We start from the raw sequence: 16,101 nt of genomic DNA, 5'->3' as shown, positions 1-16,101 counted from the left end.
CGCGTCCGCTCAGTCCATCTTCACGCCGCTGCGCTTCAGTGCCTTCAGCACGATCGACGTCTCCGTCTCCATCGCGTCGGCCGTCCAGTCGGCCCGCATCAGGAAGTCGGCGAGCGCCGTGTGGTCGACGCACGCGATGTCGACGAACAGCTGGTACCGCCCCGTCGTGAAGGCGAGGTAGCGGACCTCGGGCACCTGCGTCAGGCTCTTCGCGACGGCTTCGGTGCGGCCGGGGAGGGTGCGGATCCGGAGGGTCGCCTCGACCGAGAAACCGAGTGCCGCGGGTTCCACGACGGCCCTGATGAACAGGCGACCGCGCTCCTGCAGGTGCGCCAGGCGCCGGCGCACCGACGCGGTCGAGAGGGCCGTGGCGCGGGCGAGTTCCTCAAGGCTGGCCCGACCGTCGTCGGCGAGCACCCTGGCGATCTCGAGCTCTTCCCGGCTGAGCGGTTGCAGTTCGGCGGCACCGCCGGGCACGCCGGGGTGCGGATCGTCTCGCAAGGACTCCACCTGTTCCGGTGCGAGGATCGGCGGAAGCCACTCGTGCGTCGCCTTGTAGAGCCGCAGCACGGTGGAACTCTCGATGCTCGCCGCGCCGGGGAGACCGGGGATCTCGTCGAGCAGCATGTTCAGCGACTTGGATCTGGCGTTGAGCTGCTCGAAGACGCAGTCGGTCTCGCCGGTCGTGAGGTAGGCGAAGACGGATCCCGCGCGGTCTGCGGCGGCCGCACCGGTCACCCGGTTCATACCCGTTGCGCAGCGCACGCTGATGATCGAGCTGTCGAGCACTCCGCCGTGGGGCAGCAGCGTGAGCGCCGTCATCCGCACGTGGCGGGTGCGCAGCAGTTCGGCCCCGCGCGCGGCGACAGTGCGCTCGGGAACATCGAGGGCCGCGGCGATCCGGCGCCATCCGGCTCGCCCATTCACTTGCAGGGCGGCGACGATGTCTCGATCGAGCTGATCGAGCACGGTGGTGGAGTTCATGGCAACATTCTCTGCCGATATCTTCAGCTTCACAACTTCAGGCGACGAGACTCGACGCCTCAGCTTAGGATGGGCGCTGATTCGACCATCACCGCGGCGCGTGACGAGCCGCGGGCCCACCCGCGACCCGACGACGAAACGGAGGTGGCATCGTGAGCGACGGTGCGACGAACGAGGCCGGCCAGCCGGCCGGGGCACTGCACGGTGGTGCGCTCGACGACCTGCTGGTGATCGATCTGAGCCGCGCACTCGCGGGCCCGCACGCGGGCATGATGCTCGGCGACCTGGGCGCCCGCGTCATCAAGGTCGAGGCGCCGGGAAGCGGCGATGACACCCGGTCGTGGGGCCCGCCCTTCATGGAGGGGGAGGACGGCGAACGGTATTCCACCTACTTCCTCTCGTGCAACCGCAACAAGGAATCGATCGCGCTCGATCTCAAGAGCGACGACGGGCGCGCGGTACTCCGCGACCTGCTGTCGCGCGCGGACATCCTGGTCGAGAACTTCCGGACCGGCGTCATGGATCGTCTCGGATTCGGCACCGAAGCGCTCGCCGAGCTCAACCCGCGGCTGATCCAGATGTCGATCACCGGTTTCGGTCACGACGGCCCCGAGGGCGGCCGGGCGGGGTACGACCAGATCGTGCAGGGAGAGGCTGGGCTCATGTCGCTCACGGGTTCGGGCCCGGACGACCCGCAGCGCGTCGGTACCCCGATCGCCGACCTGCTCGGCGGCATCCACGGCGTCGTCGGGGTGCTCGCCGCACTGCACGAGCGCGAGCGGACGGGCCGCGGCCGGGTGGTGCGCGCCTCGCTGCTCTCATCGATCGTCGGCGTCCACGCCTTCCAGGGCACCCGCCACACCGTCGCGGGCGAAACCCCGCAGCCGCAGGGCAACCACCACCCCTCCATCGCCCCGTACGGGCTGTTCCACTGCCGCGATGGCGCGGTGCAGATCAGCGTCGGCAACGAGCGCCTTTGGCAGGCGTTCTGCGCGGAGTTCGGACTGGACCCGGAGACCCCAGGTCTCGCGTCGAACCCCGAGCGGGTGGCGAACCGAACCGAGACGATCGCGTTCGTGGAGGAGGCGTTCGCCGCGCACGACGCCGAAGATCTGCTGGCGCGGTTGAGCTCTGCGGGCATCCCCGCGGGCAAGGTGCGGACCCTCGAAGAGGTCTACGCCTGGGATCAAGTGCAGTCGCAGGGCCTCGTCGTCGATGTGGATCACGCGGAGCTCGGCAACATCAGCCTCCCCGGCCCGCCGATCCGCTTCTTCGACGTCGACGAGTCGGGCGAGACGGAGCGTTCGCGCACCACCCACCAGGCGCCGCCCACGCTCGACCAGCACGGCGACGCGATCCGCGCCTGGCTGAAGGGCGACGCGTGAGCGCCCCGGGTGCCGGTGCAGGTGCCGGCGAGGCTCACGGCGCCGCTGCCGCACGGCCGAAGCGCGTGAACGCCCGCGGGCTGATCGACATGCTCGTCGATGCGGGCTCCTACCGCTCGTGGGACTCCGAGCCCATCGAACCCGATCTCGGTGACGAGTACCGAGCCGATCTCGCCGCGGCGCGAGAGAAGAGCGGGGTCGACGAGTCGATCATCACGGGTGAGGCTCTGATCGCCGGGCGTCGCGTGGCGCTCATCGCGTGCGAGTTCACGTTCCTCGCCGGGTCGGTGGGCTCCGCCGCGGCTGAGCGTTTCGTCGCCGCCATGGAGCGCGCCACGGCGGAACGCCTCCCGGTGCTCGCGAACACCGCATCGGGCGGCACGCGCATGCAGGAGGGGACCGTCGCGTTCGTCGCGATGGTGAAGATCGCCGCGGCGGTCGCCGCGCACAAGGCCGAAGGGCTGCCCTACCTCGTCTACCTCCGTCACCCATCGACCGGTGGTGCGCTCGCATCGTTCGGATCGCTCGGGCAGGTGACGGTCGCAGAACCCGGCGCGCTCGTCGGATTCCTCGGCCCCCGCGTCTATGAGGCGCTGTACGGCGAGAAATTCCCGGACGGAGTGCAGCAGGCCGAGAACCTCGCCCGCAACGGCATCATCGACGGCGTGCTCCCTCCCGAGGAGCTGCAGGGCGTCGTGCGCCGCGTGCTCGATCTGCTCGACCGGCCCACGCACGCCGAACTGCTCGAGCGCGCCGCCGATCCCGGGACCGCCGATGAAGACCTCGCGGGGTCGACGGATACCTGGGACTCCATCACGCGCTCCCGCGATCGACGCCGGCCGGGCCTCCGCGAACTGCTGCGAAACGCCGCGAGCGACGTCGTCCCCCTCAGCGGCACCGGTCAGGGGGAGCGGGATCCGGGCCTGAGCCTCTGCCTCGCACGCTTCGGCGGCATCCCCTGCATCGTCGTCGGGCAGGATCGGCGCGCGCAGCGCGCCTTCGCGCCGCTCGGGCCGGGTGCGCTGCGTGCGGCGCGTCGGGCCATGCACCTGGCTGAAGAACTCCGTCTGCCGCTCGTGAGCGTCGTCGACACTCCGGGTGCTGCACTGTCGCGTGCGGCGGAGGAGGGCGGGCTCGCGAGCGAGATCGCGCACTGCCTCGCCGATCTGGTGAAGCACCAGGGGCCCACACTGTCCGTGCTGCTGGGTGAGGGGACCGGCGGTGGCGCGCTCGCGCTGCTGCCTGCGGACCGGACGATCGCCGCTCAGCACGCCTGGCTGTCGCCGTTGCCGCCCGAGGGTGCGTCGGCCATCGTGCACCGCGACACCGAGCACGCTGCCGAGATCGCGGAGCAGCAGGGCGTCGCTTCAGGAGCGCTGCGCACCGGCGGGATCATCGACCGCGTGGTGGCCGAGCGGCCGGACGCCGCTGCGGAGGCGGCAGCATTCTGCACCCGCATGGGCGACGCGATCGCGCAGGAGCTCGCGAAACTCGTCTTGCTGCGCAGCGATCGCCGTCACGTCGCCAGGCTGGAGCGCTTCCGCGCCCTCGGCCGCTGAGCGCCCCCGCGCGTCTGCCCCCTCCGGGCGGGCGCGCGTCAGGGCAGCAGGTCCGCGACCGAGTCCAGGATCACGTCGGGGCGGAACGGGTACTTCTCGATCTCCTCGCGATCCGAGATGCCCGTCATGACGAGGTAGGTGCGCAGCCCCGCCTCCATGCCTGCGATGATGTCGGTGTCCATGCGGTCGCCGATCATTGCGGTGTTCTCGGAGTGCGCGCCGATCCGGTTCATCGCGGAGCGGAACATCATCGGGTTCGGTTTGCCGACGACGTACGGTTCGCGCCCGGTGGCCTTCGTGATGAGGGCGTTGATGGCGCCGGTCGCGGGGAGCGGCCCCTCCGCGCTCGGACCGGTGGCGTCTGGGTTGGTCGAGATGAAGCGCGCGCCCCGATTGATGAGCCTGATCGCCTTCGTGATCGCCTCGAACGAGTAATTGCGGGTTTCGCCGACCACCACGAAGTCGGGGTTCGACTCGGTCATCACGTAACCGGCCTCGTGGAGCGCGGTCAGAATCCCCGCCTCGCCGACGACGAATGCGCGGCCGTGCGGCATCTGCTGCTTCAGAAAGGCCGCGGTGGCGAGCGCGCTCGTCCAGATGTGTTCCTCGGGCACCGTGATGCCAGACCCGGCGAGGCGAGCGCTCAGGTCACGCGCCGTGAAGATCGAATTGTTCGTGAGCACGAGATAGGGGCGCTCGGTTTCCTGCCAGTGCTGCAGCAGGTCGGATGCGCCGGGAATCGGGTGGTTCTCGTGGACGAGTACGCCGTCCATGTCGGTCAGCCAGCATTCGATGTCGGTCATATCCCGCCCTCTCTGTTGCCGTGCTCCCCACCCTAGTCCGGCATCGTGAACCGGGCGTTGCGAATGTGTTTCCACCCGCCGATACTCCCCGGTGCGTGCGCCCGGCGCCCGTGTCAGACTGGGAGCATGCACGAGCGCGCCGGCCGTCTGGCCACTTCCGAGGACCTCATCGACGTCGATGCCCTGGTGGCGGCCTACGCGGAGACGGTGCCCGATCCAGCTGATCCCGCACAGCGGGTCGTGTTCGGCACATCCGGTCACCGGGGGTCCTCGCTCAACGGCTCGTTCAACGAGGCGCACATCATCGCGATCAGCGCGGCGATCGCGGAGTACCGTGCCGCGCAGGGCATCGAGGGGCCGCTGTTCATCGGTGCTGATCCTCACCCGCTCTCCGGGCCGGCTGAGCTCACCGCCCGCGAGGTACTGTCGGCGGCTGGGGTGCGAGTGCTCGCCCGCGCGGGCAGCGGTGACGAGATCTACGTGCCGACGCCAGCGGTCAGCCACGCGATCCTCACGCACAACCGCGACCGCGCGGCTGATGATCCGAATCGCGCCGACGGGATCGTGGTGACGCCGAGCCACAACCCGCCGCAGGACGGTGGGTTCAAGTACAACCCGCCCCACGGCGGTCCCGCCGGTTCCGAGGCGACGACCTGGATCGCCGACCGTGCGAACGAGCTGCTCGCCTCCGGCGTGTCCGCGATTCCGCGTGCGTCTGAGGACGGCATGGGCGGGGAACCGGTCGGCCGTTACGACTTCCTCGGCAACTACGTCGACGATCTCGAGAACGTCATCGATGTGGCGGCGATCCGCGAGGCGGGTATCCGGATCGGCGCGCACCCGCTCGGCGGCGCGAGCACGGCGTACTGGGCCGCGATCAGGGATCGCTACGATCTCGAGATCACGGTGCTCGGGCCTGGCATCGATCCGCGGTGGTCGTTCATGCACCTCGACTGGGATGGGAAGATCCGGATGGATCCCTCCTCGGCATCGGTCATGGCGACGGTGGAGCCGTACCGCGACGAGTTTCCGCTCGTGACCGGCAACGACGCCGACGCCGATCGGCACGGCATCGTCACCGCAGACGGCGGTCTCATGAACCCCAACCACTTTCTTGCGGTCGCGATCGACTACCTCCTCACCCACCGGCCCGACTGGCCGGTCTCGGCAGGCATCGGGAAGACGCTCGTCTCCTCCGGCATGATCGACCGAGTGGTCGCGTCGCACGGGCGCCACCTGCTCGAGGTGCCGGTCGGCTTCAAGTGGTTCGTCCCAGGGCTCTCGGACGGCTCCGTCGTGTTCGGAGGCGAGGAGAGCGCCGGTGCCTCGTTCCAGCGATTCGACGGGACGGCGTGGAGCACCGACAAGGACGGGATCCTGCTGTGCCTGCTCGCCGCCGAGATCCAGGCCGTGACGGGGCAGTCGCCCTCTGAACGTTACCGCGAGCTCGTCGAGCGCTTCGGGGACCCGGCATACGCGCGCGTGGACGGCCCAGCGACGGCGGAGCAGAAGGCGCGTCTCGCGGCGCTCTCCCCGGAGGACGTCACCGATACCGAGCTCGCCGGAGACGCCATCACGGCAGTGCTGACCGAGGCACCGGGCAACGGGGCGTCGATCGGCGGACTCAAGGTGCAGACCGAGCACGCATGGTTCGCGGCGCGGCCGTCAGGCACCGAGGATGTGCTAAAAATTTACGCCGAGTCGTTCCGAGGAGCCGAGCACCTCGCCGAGGTGCAGCTCGCCGCCCGTGCCCTCGTGGATCGCGCGCTCGGCGAATAGTCGAATGGACGAGCAGCCGTCGCGCGCGGCGGTACGCTTGATCCATGCCTGAGACCCCCGCCCGCCTCCGTCGGTACTCCTATCTCGGACCAGCGGGCACGTTCACCGAGGCGGCGCTGAAGCAGGTGCCCGAGGCGGCGGGCATGGAGTGGGCTCCCGTCGCCAATATCGGGGAAGCGCTCGACGACGTCACGTCGGGTGCGAGCGACGCCGCGATGATCGCGATCGAGAACTCGATCGACGGCGGGGTGACGGTGGCTCAGGACGCGCTCGCGACGGTACCCGGACTGCGGATCGTCGGCGAGTATCTCGTGCCGGTGAACTTCGTGCTCGTGGTGCGGCCAGGCGTGAAGATCGAGGACATCCGCGTCGTCGCGGCGCATCCCGTGGCCTACGGCCAGTGCCGTGCCTGGCTCGATGATCAGGTGCCGCGGCATCAGCACCTGCCGTCGACGTCGAACGTGCAGGCCGTGGTCGACCTCCTCGGGTCTGATTCCGGTTCAACGGGTGGCGTCGACGCCGCCATTGCGCCCCCGGGCATCGAGGACCACTATCCGGTCGAGGTGCTCGCCTCGCAGCTGGCCGACAACCCCGATGCCGAAACCCGCTTCGTGCTCGTCAGCCGCACCGCCGCCGTCGGCGAACCCACGGGGGCCGACAAGACGAGCCTCGTGGCCGAGCTGCCGAGCGACCGAGCCGGAGCCCTGCTCGAACTTCTCGAGCAGTTCGCGACCCGAGGCGTGAACCTCACCCTTCTGGCGTCACGCCCGATCGGCGACCGGATGGGGCGTTACCGCTTCGTCATCGACGCCGAGGGGCACGTGAAAGAGGAGCGGGTCGCCGACGCCCTGCTCGGTGTAAAGCGATTCAGTCCGCGCCTCGTGTTCCTCGGCTCGTATCCACGAGCCGATCGCGTCGCCGCGACCACGCAGAAGGTCTACGGAGACGACGTGTTCCGCGACGCCAGGGACTGGTTGCGCGGCGTCCTCGACGGCAGCCCGGACGCCGAGGACTGAACCGGCTCCTTCCAGCCGGGCATCACCCGAACCATCAGCGATCCGGGGTCCACGCTCCCGGTCACCGCGACCGCGAGTCCGAGGTCGTCGCCGTCGAGTTGGACCGGTTCGGGCCGGTCCACAGATAGCGCGAACTGCTTAGCCTGGACATAGGTGACGTGCTGCGTGTCACGAGCCAGGTCGATCGTCCGACGGGCTGCCCGCGATCGCCGCAGCACTCCGTTCTCCCACCCCAGCCGATTCCAGATGCGCAGCCACGAGAACGCGCCGAGCGGGCGGAGTGCGACGAGGTCGAGGCGACCGTCGTCGACCCGTGCGTCGGGAATCAGGAGCACGCCGCCGGGCATCAGCCCGCAGTTGCCGATCATCACGGTGTACACGGATAGCGAGCGCGACGGCGAACCGTCGATCGAGGAGTGGACGCGCAGCGGCCCATCGCGCATCATGGTTCGGATCCCGGCGTCCACGTACGCCAGCCACCCCAGCCGGCGCTTCAGCGTCGCACGGGTCGCACTGATCGCGCGGGCATCGAGGCCCATGCCGGCGAGGACGAGGAACGCGTGCCGATCCACCGTCTCGTCGGAGCGCACGATCGACACCACCCCCAGATCGATCGTCCGGTTGATGCCGTGGAACCCGGCACGGGCGACGGCTTCGGGATCACCGAGCGGGATCCCGAGATTGCGCGCCAGAATGTTGCCCGTACCGAGCGGAATCACCGCGAGGGGCACGCCTGACCGTCGGAGCGCGTGCGACACCGCACGGACCGTGCCGTCACCGCCGGCCGCGAAGACCACGCTCGCCCCGTCGGCGAGGGCCCGGGTCGCGGCCGCCACTCCGCCGTCCTCGGCATCCGTCTCGTACCAGCGGGTGGGCGACCAGCCCGCCAGCTGCTCGGCGCGGGCGATCGCACGACGCACCGCGACCAGCCCCGGCTTTCCCGGGTGGAAGACGACGGCCGCGCTCGGCAGCACCCGCGACGCTGACTCAGGCATACCCCACAGCGTAGCCCTCGGGCCTGACTAGACTGGGAGGGTGATCGATCCAGCTCTGCTCCGCACCGAACCCGAGACCGTCAAGCGCTCGCAGCGAGCACGAGGCAGCGATGAGTCCGCTGTCGACCGGGCGCTCGCCGCGGACGAGGCACGCCGATCGGCGCTCGCCGAGTTCGAGTCGCTCCGCGCCGAGCAGAAGCAGTTCGGCACCCGCGTGAAGGCCGCCTCGAAGGAGGAGAAGCCGGCGCTCATCGAGCAGGCCCAGCAGCTGGCCGCGCGCGTCAAGGACGCGGAGGCCCGCGCCAAAGAGGCCGACCGCACCTTCACCGAAATCGCCATGACGATCGACAACCTCGTCATCGACGGTGTGCCCGTCGGAGGCGAAGAGGACTTCGTGACGCTGCGCGAGGTGGGAGAGATCCCCTCCTTCGACTTCGAGGCGCGCGACCACCTCGAGCTCGGTGAAATGCTCGGCGCCATCGACATGGAGCGCGGAGCGAAGGTCTCCGGCGCCCGCTTCTACTTCCTCAAGGGCGTCGGCGCGCGCCTCGAGATCGCACTCATGAGCCTCGCGCTCGACCGGGCGCTCGCCGCCGGGTTCACGCCGCTCATCACCCCGACGCTCGTGAAGCCCGAGATCATGCGCGGCACCGGGTTCCTCGGCGAGCACGCCGACGAGGTCTATCACCTCGACGCCCAGGACCTGTATCTGACCGGAACGAGCGAGGTCGCGCTCGCCGGCTACCACGCCGACGAGATCCTCGATCTTTCGGACGGTCCCCTCCGCTATGCCGGCTGGTCGACCTGCTACCGCAGCGAGGCTGGCTCACACGGCAAGGACACGCGAGGCATTCTGCGCGTCCACCAGTTCAACAAGCTCGAGATGTTCGTCTACACGGATCCGGCCGATGCCGAGGCCGAGCACGACCGTCTGGTCGCCTGGCAGGAGGGGATGCTGCAGTCCCTCGGCCTGGCCTACCGGGTCATCGACGTCGCCGCAGGCGACCTCGGCGCGAGCGCCGCACGCAAGTTCGACATCGAGGCCTGGGTGCCCACCCAGGGCACGTACCGCGAACTCACCTCGACGAGCAACTGCACCGAGTTCCAGGCGCGACGCCTGTCGACGCGATACCGCGGGGAGTCGGGCAAGACCACGCCGGTGGCGACGCTCAACGGCACGCTCGCCACCACCCGCTGGATCGTCGCGATCCTCGAGACGCACCAGCGCGCCGATGGTTCGGTCACGGTGCCCGAGGCGCTCCGGCCCTACCTCGGCGGGCTCGAGGTATTCGAGCCGCTCGGTTCCGCACCCGCGGCCCGGGGCTGACCCTTGCAGCGCGTTCGCGGAGCCGACAGGCACATCATCGCACTCGACCTCGACGGGACCGTGCTCGACCACGATCCAGAGTCGCGCGCGGGCCTCATCGCTCCTGACCTCGCGGCGGCGATTCGAGCGCTGCACCAGGCCGGACACGAGGTCGTCATCTCGACCGGCCGTTCGGTCGACGCGACGCTCCCGGTGGTCGAAGAGCTGGGGATCCGCCCCGAGTGGGTCATCTGCTGCAACGGCGCCGTCACGCTGCAGCGGGATCCGCTGGCCGAGCGCGCCTACCGCCGCGAGTACATCGAGGCGTTCGACCCGACCGAGGTGCTGCAGCGCATCCGCACTCATCTGGTGACGGCGGCCTTCGCCCTCGAGCGACCGGACGGCAGCTTCCTCTACACCGAGGAGATCGAGTCGGGCACCCTCCCTGCCAGGCAGAAACGCGTCGCCTTCGAGGACCTGCTCGGGGTGCAGACGACCCGCGTCGTAGTGGTCTCGCCCGATCATCACCTGCAGGAGTTCCTCGACGTCGTCCAGTCGATGGGGCTCGACAATGTCGCCTACTCGGTCGGGTTCACGTCGTGGCTCGACATCGCACCGTTCGGGGTGAACAAGGCGAGCGCCCTCGAGGTCGTCGCAGCGCGCGTCGATATCGACCGCAGCCGCGTCTTCGCCGCTGGGGACGGGCACAACGACATCGACATGCTGCAGTGGGCGGCGAAGCACGGCGACGCCGTCGCCATGGGGCAGGCCGACCCCTCGGTGCAGGCGGTCGCCTCCCGCGTGACGGGTACCGTGTCCGAGGGTGGACTGCTCTCCGCGCTCATCGGCCGTTTTCCCGAGCTCGAGGCGATCCGCTAGGCTGGTCCGCGGTGGGTTGTCCGAGCGGCCGAAGGAGCTTGTCTTGAAAACAAGTGGGCGGTAATCCCGTCCCGCGGGTTCGAATCCCGCACTCACCGCCAAACTTTTTCTCCCGCTCCTCTGCGCTCGAACTGGGCGCGGAAGCGGACGCGGGAGGACCGGAATCGCGCCCTTCCAAGGCCTTCTCCAGCACTTTCGGGTAGATTCGTGAAGATATGAGCGGGCGTAAGCCCCTGCTGCGGGTGTTCGGCCCGCGATCGCACGAAGTACTTAAAGGGGCGGAATGACCGACCAGGAGATTGAGCAGAACACGGAGCGGGCGACCAGCCGGCACGGCAGGCTGCGTCGTTCCAGTGCGTGGCGCAACGTCGCTCGCGTGCTCGTGACGACCGCGCTTGTCGGCGTGCTCAGCGGAGTGTCGGTCGCGGCCTACGCCGTCTGGGGCCTCGTCCGCGACGTGGACACCGTCGACCTCGGCACCGAGAGCGCCGAGGCGATCGGTGCGGGTCAGCAGTCCATTGACGGAGCGTTCACGATCCTGCTCGTCGGCTCCGACTCCCGTGCCGGTCAGTCGATCGACGACGGTGAAGAGGGTGAGCTGAACGACGTCACGCTCGTGCTCAACGTGTCGGAGGATCACCAGAACGCCACCGTCATGAGCTTCCCCCGCGACCTCATGGTCCCCTTCCCCTCGTGCCCCGGCCCGAAGGGCGAGGAGGACTACTACCCGGCGATGAGCGAGCAGCAGTTCAACAGCTCGCTGCAGTACGGCGGGCTGCCCTGCACCGCCCGCGTGGTCGAGGAGCTCACCGGGCTCGACATCGACTACGCCGGGCTCGTCACCTTCGATGGCGTGATCGGCGTCTCGAAGGCGATCGGCGGCGTCGACGTCTGCCTCGCACAGCCCATCGTCGACCCGAAGGCCGACCTCGACCTCCCCGCAGGCGACGTGTCGCTCGTGGGCACGGAAGCCCTGCAGTTCCTCCGCACCCGCGCCGGTGTCGGCGACGGCGGCGATGTGAGCCGCATCAGCAACCAGCAGATCTTCATGTCCGCACTCATCCGCCAGTTGAAGAGCGCCGAGACGCTCGCTGACCCCGTCAAGGTCTACGGGCTCGCCAAGGCCGGCGTCGAGAACATGACGCTCTCGAGCAACATGGCGTCGGTGCAGTTCATGCAGGCGCTCGCAGGCACGGTCAAGGACATCGACCTCGACCGCATCAACTTCGTGCAGTACCCCACCACGGAGCACCCTTACCAGGAGGGGCGTCTGCTGCCGGACCGCGAGTCCGCGCAGCTGGTGCTCGACCTCATCGAGAGCGGGCAACCGTTCGAGGTGACGGGCCGCGGCCAGGCCGTTGACGAGTCAGCGAGCGACGACCCCGAGGGAGTGCCCGCCGAGACCGAGGCTCCGGCGGAGACCGAGGCTCCGGCTGAAACCGAGGCCCCGGCCGAGGGCGGCGAAACGCCCGCCCCGACCGAGGAGGCGAACGACACCCCCGTCCAGCTCCCCGAGAACATCACGGGCCAGGGCGCGGCTGCGGAGACCTGCTCGGCCGGCCGCACGATGTACTGAGCCCGCGGGGGTTCGCGGTGGTCTGATCCGCCCCGCCCCGCCCCTGCCCTTCCCGACTCCGCCGAGAGTGCACTTTGTCGCCCTTCAGACCCGGTGAAAGTCGACAAAGTGCAATCTCGACGTGCAGGGGCACGCCGGACATGCGAGGCACGCGGGTGCGCGCGTCAGGGGTGGTCGCCGGCCCCGCGTCGCTTGCGTGGACCGGCGACCCGCCCCGTTTCGGTTCTCACACGCCGAGACGGCACTTCGTCACCTTTCAGTCGCGGTGAAACCCGACGAAGTGCAATCTCGGCGATGGGGTGTGCCTTGGCCCCGCTCGATTTCGACAGTCGGGGCCTTGTCCCCTAGGATGGTTCACGGAGATATGCCGGAGCGGCCGAACGGACTTCACTGCTAATGAAGGGTCGGGGTTACTCGACCGGGGGTTCAAATCCCCCTATCTCCGCCAAAAGTCCTGAGTTGTAACATCGTTGACGAACGTGTTGCGGCTCAGGACTTTTTCGTTGCGAAGGAATGAGTCACCACCGTCGATACCGACCGCATCCGGACGGCGTCGATCGACCGACAGAGAGAGCTCGCCCATGCCATCGCCTGACCCGGATCTCGCACCGACGTACTTCGGCCTGCGCAGATGAGCGGAGTCCTGGTCGTCGGCAGCATCAACGTCGACATCACGGTCGTCGCTGACCGAGTGCCCGAGGTCGGGGAAACCATCACCGGCACGGCACTGCGGACCGGCCTCGGCGGTAAGGGTGCGAACCAGGCGGTGGCGGTCGCTCGGGCCGGCGCGTCATCCACCATGGTCGGCTGCGTCGGATCGGACGCGTTCGCTGATGTGGCGCTCGAGGCTCTGCGCGCTGCGCACGTCGACGTTTCGGGCGTACGTGTGGTCGACGGCGGCACCGGCGTCGCGCACATTCGCGTGGCGGACGGCGAGAACTCGATCGTCGTCGTCCCGCTCGCGAACGCTGAGCTCGACCGTGCGCAGGCGATCGCGGCCATCGATGCGACGAACGCCTCGGTCGTCCTCCTGCAGCTCGAGATCCGGCAAGAGGTCGTCCTTGCAGCGGCGAAGCGCGCACACGAGCGCGGGATGCGGGTCGTGCTCGATCCCGCTCCCGCGGCCGCGCTGCCGGAATCGGTGTGGGAGCACGTGACGCTGGTCACACCGAACGAGCACGAGGCGAGCATCTTGACCGGCGTCGACGTCGTCGATCCGGAATCGGCGGCCGAGGCCGCGCGCTGGTTCATCGACCGCGGTGTCGACACCGCGATCATCACGCTCGGGCAGGGCGGGGCTCTGTTCGCCGATCGGTGGGGATCGCGGCTTCTACCGCGACACGAGGTCACCGCCGTCGATTCGACTGCCGCGGGGGACACCTTCTCCGGCTACGTGGCCGCGGCGCTGAGCGAGGGGAACTCCGCAGACGTCGCGGCCGACCGGGCGATGGCCGCGGCCGCGCTCGCGGTCACGCGCCTGGGTGCGGCCGACTCCATCCCGCCGGTCGACGAGGTGCTCGGGTACCTGTCCGCGAACCGGTGACGCCTGGGCTGGCGTCCCGCTCTCGACCCCGTGCCTCAGGCGACGGTGGTGCGCATCTCCACTTCGAGACCACCGGTCACCGGCTGCACCGCCAGCGAGACGGTCACGCCTCCGAGCGCGGAGAGGTCGTCCACGTGCGTGCCGCCGCAGGGGATCTCGGCGGTGGCGTCGGGGAGTTCGCACACCCAACTGCGGCGTGCCGTGATGGTGTCATCGGTGCGCACGATGCGCACGGGCCCGCCTGCGGTGACCCACTCGGTGAGCTGCGCGTTGGCTCCCGCCTCGATGGCGGCGAGATCCTCGAGTACCGACGTGTCGAACCCCTTCTTCCGGAGCGACTTGCCGACGCGGTAGGTGTCCACCGAACCGTTGGCGTGGATCCGCGACGTCTGGATCGCCAGGGAGTCGAACGCGGGGCTGCCGAGCGCATCGCCGGCCACGGGTTTCGTCCACGCGTCCGCCAGAGCGGCGTCCAGAGCGAGCGACGCGAGGTGGCAGGCCGTGTGCCCGGCCGACAGCTCGCGCCGGAACGCGTCGTCGACCTCGACCCTGACCTGCGTGCCGACCGCAGGCACGGACTGCGGTGCCGAGCCCGACTCGGCCCCGGCGACAACGTGGACGACCGTGAAGACCCAGCCGTCGGTGCCGGTGCGGACGGGCACGTCCGTGCCGACGAACAGCTCCCCGTCGTGGATCCCGCCGATGACCGCATCGATCACGGGAACCGAATGTCCGTCGAACTCCAGTGTTCCCCGGTCGGCCGGCTGATCGGGCCACGCCGTGTCGACGGGGTGGAACGCCGTCTGATCGAGGATCACGCCGATGCGCCCGTCTGTCAGCTCAGCGATGAAGACCACGCGTCCGACGGAGGAGGTTGCCCCGTCGGGGTACGTGATGCGGGTGTCGGCGTCTGGCAGGGAGATGGAGTGCACGCGGGGTTCCGTTCGGTGGAGGATCAGGCTGAGGAGGGGAGCGGGAAAGCGAAGCGGAGGCCGGCCCGGGGCCGACCCCGGGATCAGCTGCCGGAGAACGTGCGCAGTCGCGCGACGGCCTCCTCGAGCACGGCTCGGTCCTTCACGAATGTGAAGCGCACCCAGGAGCCGAGCTCCTGTGCCGCTGTCGACCCCGGCGTGCAGAACGCCGCGAGCGGTACGCACGCGACCCCTGCCGCGGGCGGGAGCGCCCGTGCGAAAGCGTCGCCGTCCGGCATTGCTTCGGTGAGGAAGGGCGTTGCGTCTGCACAGACGAAGTAGGTGCCGTCGGTGCGCGACGTCGCGAACCCCGCGGCGGTCAACCCGTCGACCAGCAGGTCGCGGCGCTCGGCGAGTGAGGCGCGCAGCGCGCTGATGTCGTCGTCGCCTTCGGTCAGTGCGCGGGCGATCGCCGGCTGGAATGGGGCTCCGCCCGAGTAGGTGAGGAACTGTTTGATCGCGAGTACCGCAGAGATCAGCGATGCTGGGCCCGTCGCCCAGCCCACCTTCCACCCGGTGAGCGAGAAGGTCTTGCCGGCGGAGGAGATGGTGATCGTCCGCTCGGCCATGCCTGGGAGCGTCGCGAGCGGCGTGTGGACGGTACCGTCGAACGTGAGGTGTTCATAGACCTCGTCGGTGACGACGATGGCGTCAGACGTGCGGGCCGCATCAGCGATCAACCGGAGTTCGTCTGGCCGGAGGACCGTTCCGGTCGGATTGTGCGGGGAGTTGACGAGCAGGATCCGGGTGCGGGGGCTCAGCGCCGCGCGCAAGTCGGACTCGTGCAGCCGGAAGCCCTCCTCGCTCGCGCGCAGCGGGACGGTCCGGTGCTCCGCACCCGCCATCGCGATGGCAGCGGCGTAGGAGTCGTAGAACGGCTCGAGCGTCACGACCTCGTCCCCGGGGCCGACCAGCGCGAGCAGCGTCGCGGTGAGCGCCTCCGTGGCGCCGGCGGTGACGAGCACCTCGGTCTCCGGGTCGAGCGCGATCCCGTAGTGCCGACGCTGATGGTCGGCGACGGCGGCCCGGAGTTCCGGAATCCCCCGCCCCGGCGGGTACTGATTCGCCCCGTCGAGGATCGCAGTGCGCGCGACTTCTCGCACCCAATGGGGCCCGTCGGTGTCGGGGAATCCCTGCCCGAGATTCGCCGCACCGGTCTCCGTCGCGAGCGCCGTCATCTCGGCGAAAATCGTTGGTCGTGTAGTGCCGTCGGTTGCCGCGAGTCCGGCTGCGGTTGCGACGGTGCGCCATCGTGCTGTCACTGTTCCAGTCTATGCACAAGCCCAGCAACAGCCGCGAGGCGTC

The 16,101-nt window shown here is 69.4% G+C and carries 13 protein-coding genes and 2 tRNA genes; 10 read left to right on the top strand and 5 right to left on the bottom strand.

Annotation, left to right across the window (positions count from 1 at the left end; all coding sequences use genetic code 11):
* Positions 1 to 9: 9 nt before the first annotated feature.
* Positions 10 to 984: an Lrp/AsnC family transcriptional regulator gene (locus tag K8P10_RS13275; RefSeq protein ID WP_224779372.1), complete on the bottom strand. Its 975-nt coding sequence runs from the start codon at positions 982 to 984 to the stop codon at positions 10 to 12.
* A 152-nt stretch (positions 985 to 1,136) separates the two neighbouring features.
* Here K8P10_RS13275 and K8P10_RS13270 point away from each other — a divergent pair, with 152 nt between their 5' ends.
* A complete protein-coding gene (locus K8P10_RS13270) occupies positions 1,137 to 2,369 on the top strand; it encodes a CaiB/BaiF CoA transferase family protein (RefSeq protein WP_370631885.1) in 1,233 nt (410 codons plus the stop codon).
* Between the two features lie 89 nt (positions 2,370 to 2,458).
* On the top strand, positions 2,459 to 3,928 hold the full coding sequence (locus K8P10_RS13265; protein ID WP_224781292.1) for a carboxyl transferase domain-containing protein: 1,470 nt from the start codon (positions 2,459 to 2,461) through the stop codon (positions 3,926 to 3,928).
* A 38-nt stretch (positions 3,929 to 3,966) separates the two neighbouring features.
* Here K8P10_RS13265 and K8P10_RS13260 read toward each other — a convergent pair whose 3' ends face one another.
* Entirely contained in the window at positions 3,967 to 4,731 is a 765-nt protein-coding gene (locus K8P10_RS13260; RefSeq protein ID WP_224779371.1) for an HAD-IIA family hydrolase, read from the bottom strand.
* Between the two features lie 126 nt (positions 4,732 to 4,857).
* On the opposite strand from K8P10_RS13260, the gene pgm reads away from it, so the two are divergent.
* Positions 4,858 to 6,510, top strand: coding sequence for a phosphoglucomutase (alpha-D-glucose-1,6-bisphosphate-dependent) (gene pgm / locus K8P10_RS13255; protein ID WP_224779370.1), 1,653 nt, complete (start codon positions 4,858 to 4,860; stop codon positions 6,508 to 6,510).
* Between the two features lie 44 nt (positions 6,511 to 6,554).
* Complete coding sequence (pheA, locus tag K8P10_RS13250; RefSeq protein WP_224779369.1) at positions 6,555 to 7,526, top strand: prephenate dehydratase; 972 nt, start codon at positions 6,555 to 6,557, stop codon at positions 7,524 to 7,526.
* Here pheA and K8P10_RS13245 read toward each other — a convergent pair.
* Entirely contained in the window at positions 7,448 to 8,521 is a 1,074-nt protein-coding gene (locus tag K8P10_RS13245; protein WP_224779368.1) for a diacylglycerol kinase family protein, read from the bottom strand. The two genes, pheA and K8P10_RS13245, sit on opposite strands and share 79 nt — an antisense overlap.
* A 40-nt stretch (positions 8,522 to 8,561) precedes the next feature.
* Between K8P10_RS13245 and serS the strand changes: the two genes are divergently transcribed.
* The 6 genes from serS to rbsK all read left to right on the top strand — a co-directional run bounded on the left by serS (position 8,562) and on the right by rbsK (position 13,825).
* Positions 8,562 to 9,848, top strand: coding sequence for a serine--tRNA ligase (gene serS, locus K8P10_RS13240; protein WP_224779367.1), 1,287 nt, complete (start codon positions 8,562 to 8,564; stop codon positions 9,846 to 9,848).
* Between the two features lie 3 nt (positions 9,849 to 9,851).
* Positions 9,852 to 10,706 carry an HAD-IIB family hydrolase gene (locus K8P10_RS13235; RefSeq protein ID WP_224779366.1) on the top strand — a complete coding sequence of 285 codons (855 nt, stop codon included), beginning with the start codon at positions 9,852 to 9,854 and terminating at the stop codon, positions 10,704 to 10,706.
* Positions 10,707 to 10,716: 10 nt separating this feature from the next.
* Positions 10,717 to 10,807, top strand: a tRNA-Ser gene (locus K8P10_RS13230).
* Between the two features lie 182 nt (positions 10,808 to 10,989).
* Positions 10,990 to 12,282: an LCP family protein gene (locus tag K8P10_RS13225; protein WP_224779365.1), complete on the top strand. Its 1,293-nt coding sequence runs from the start codon at positions 10,990 to 10,992 to the stop codon at positions 12,280 to 12,282.
* 358 nt (positions 12,283 to 12,640) lie between these two features.
* Positions 12,641 to 12,730 (top strand) — tRNA-Ser (locus K8P10_RS13220).
* A gap of 183 nt (positions 12,731 to 12,913) precedes the next feature.
* Entirely contained in the window at positions 12,914 to 13,825 is a 912-nt protein-coding gene (gene rbsK, locus K8P10_RS13215) for a ribokinase (RefSeq protein WP_224779364.1), read from the top strand.
* A 35-nt stretch (positions 13,826 to 13,860) separates the two neighbouring features.
* Here rbsK and K8P10_RS13210 read toward each other — a convergent pair whose 3' ends face one another.
* Together K8P10_RS13210 and K8P10_RS13205 are read right to left on the bottom strand one after the other, a co-directional pair.
* Entirely contained in the window at positions 13,861 to 14,757 is an 897-nt protein-coding gene (locus K8P10_RS13210) for a metal-dependent hydrolase (protein ID WP_370631884.1), read from the bottom strand.
* An 83-nt stretch (positions 14,758 to 14,840) separates the two neighbouring features.
* Positions 14,841 to 16,058: a pyridoxal phosphate-dependent aminotransferase gene (locus K8P10_RS13205; protein ID WP_224779363.1), complete on the bottom strand. Its 1,218-nt coding sequence runs from the start codon at positions 16,056 to 16,058 to the stop codon at positions 14,841 to 14,843.
* Positions 16,059 to 16,101: the final 43 nt, after the last annotated feature.

It is taken from the genome of Leucobacter sp. Psy1, from assembly GCF_020096995.1.
GTDB lineage: Bacteria > Actinomycetota > Actinomycetes > Actinomycetales > Microbacteriaceae > Leucobacter.
Note: the sequence above shows the minus strand (reverse complement) of the source record. Positions and strands in the feature narration are given on the sequence as shown.

Bases quoted from the DNA above. Each gene is read 5' to 3' on its own strand.
- K8P10_RS13275 (WP_224779372.1), bottom strand. From the start codon at position 984: ATGAACTCCACCACCGTGCTCGATCAGCTCGATCGAGACATCGTCGCC.
- K8P10_RS13265 (WP_224781292.1), top strand. From the start codon at position 2,459: ATGCTCGTCGATGCGGGCTCCTACCGCTCGTGGGACTCCGAGCCCATC.
- K8P10_RS13260 (WP_224779371.1), bottom strand. From the start codon at position 4,731: ATGACCGACATCGAATGCTGGCTGACCGACATGGACGGCGTACTCGTC.
- pgm (WP_224779370.1), top strand. From the start codon at position 4,858: ATGCACGAGCGCGCCGGCCGTCTGGCCACTTCCGAGGACCTCATCGAC.
- pheA (WP_224779369.1), top strand. From the start codon at position 6,555: ATGCCTGAGACCCCCGCCCGCCTCCGTCGGTACTCCTATCTCGGACCA.
- K8P10_RS13245 (WP_224779368.1), bottom strand. From the start codon at position 8,521: ATGCCTGAGTCAGCGTCGCGGGTGCTGCCGAGCGCGGCCGTCGTCTTC.
- K8P10_RS13225 (WP_224779365.1), top strand. From the start codon at position 10,990: ATGACCGACCAGGAGATTGAGCAGAACACGGAGCGGGCGACCAGCCGG.
- rbsK (WP_224779364.1), top strand. From the start codon at position 12,914: ATGAGCGGAGTCCTGGTCGTCGGCAGCATCAACGTCGACATCACGGTC.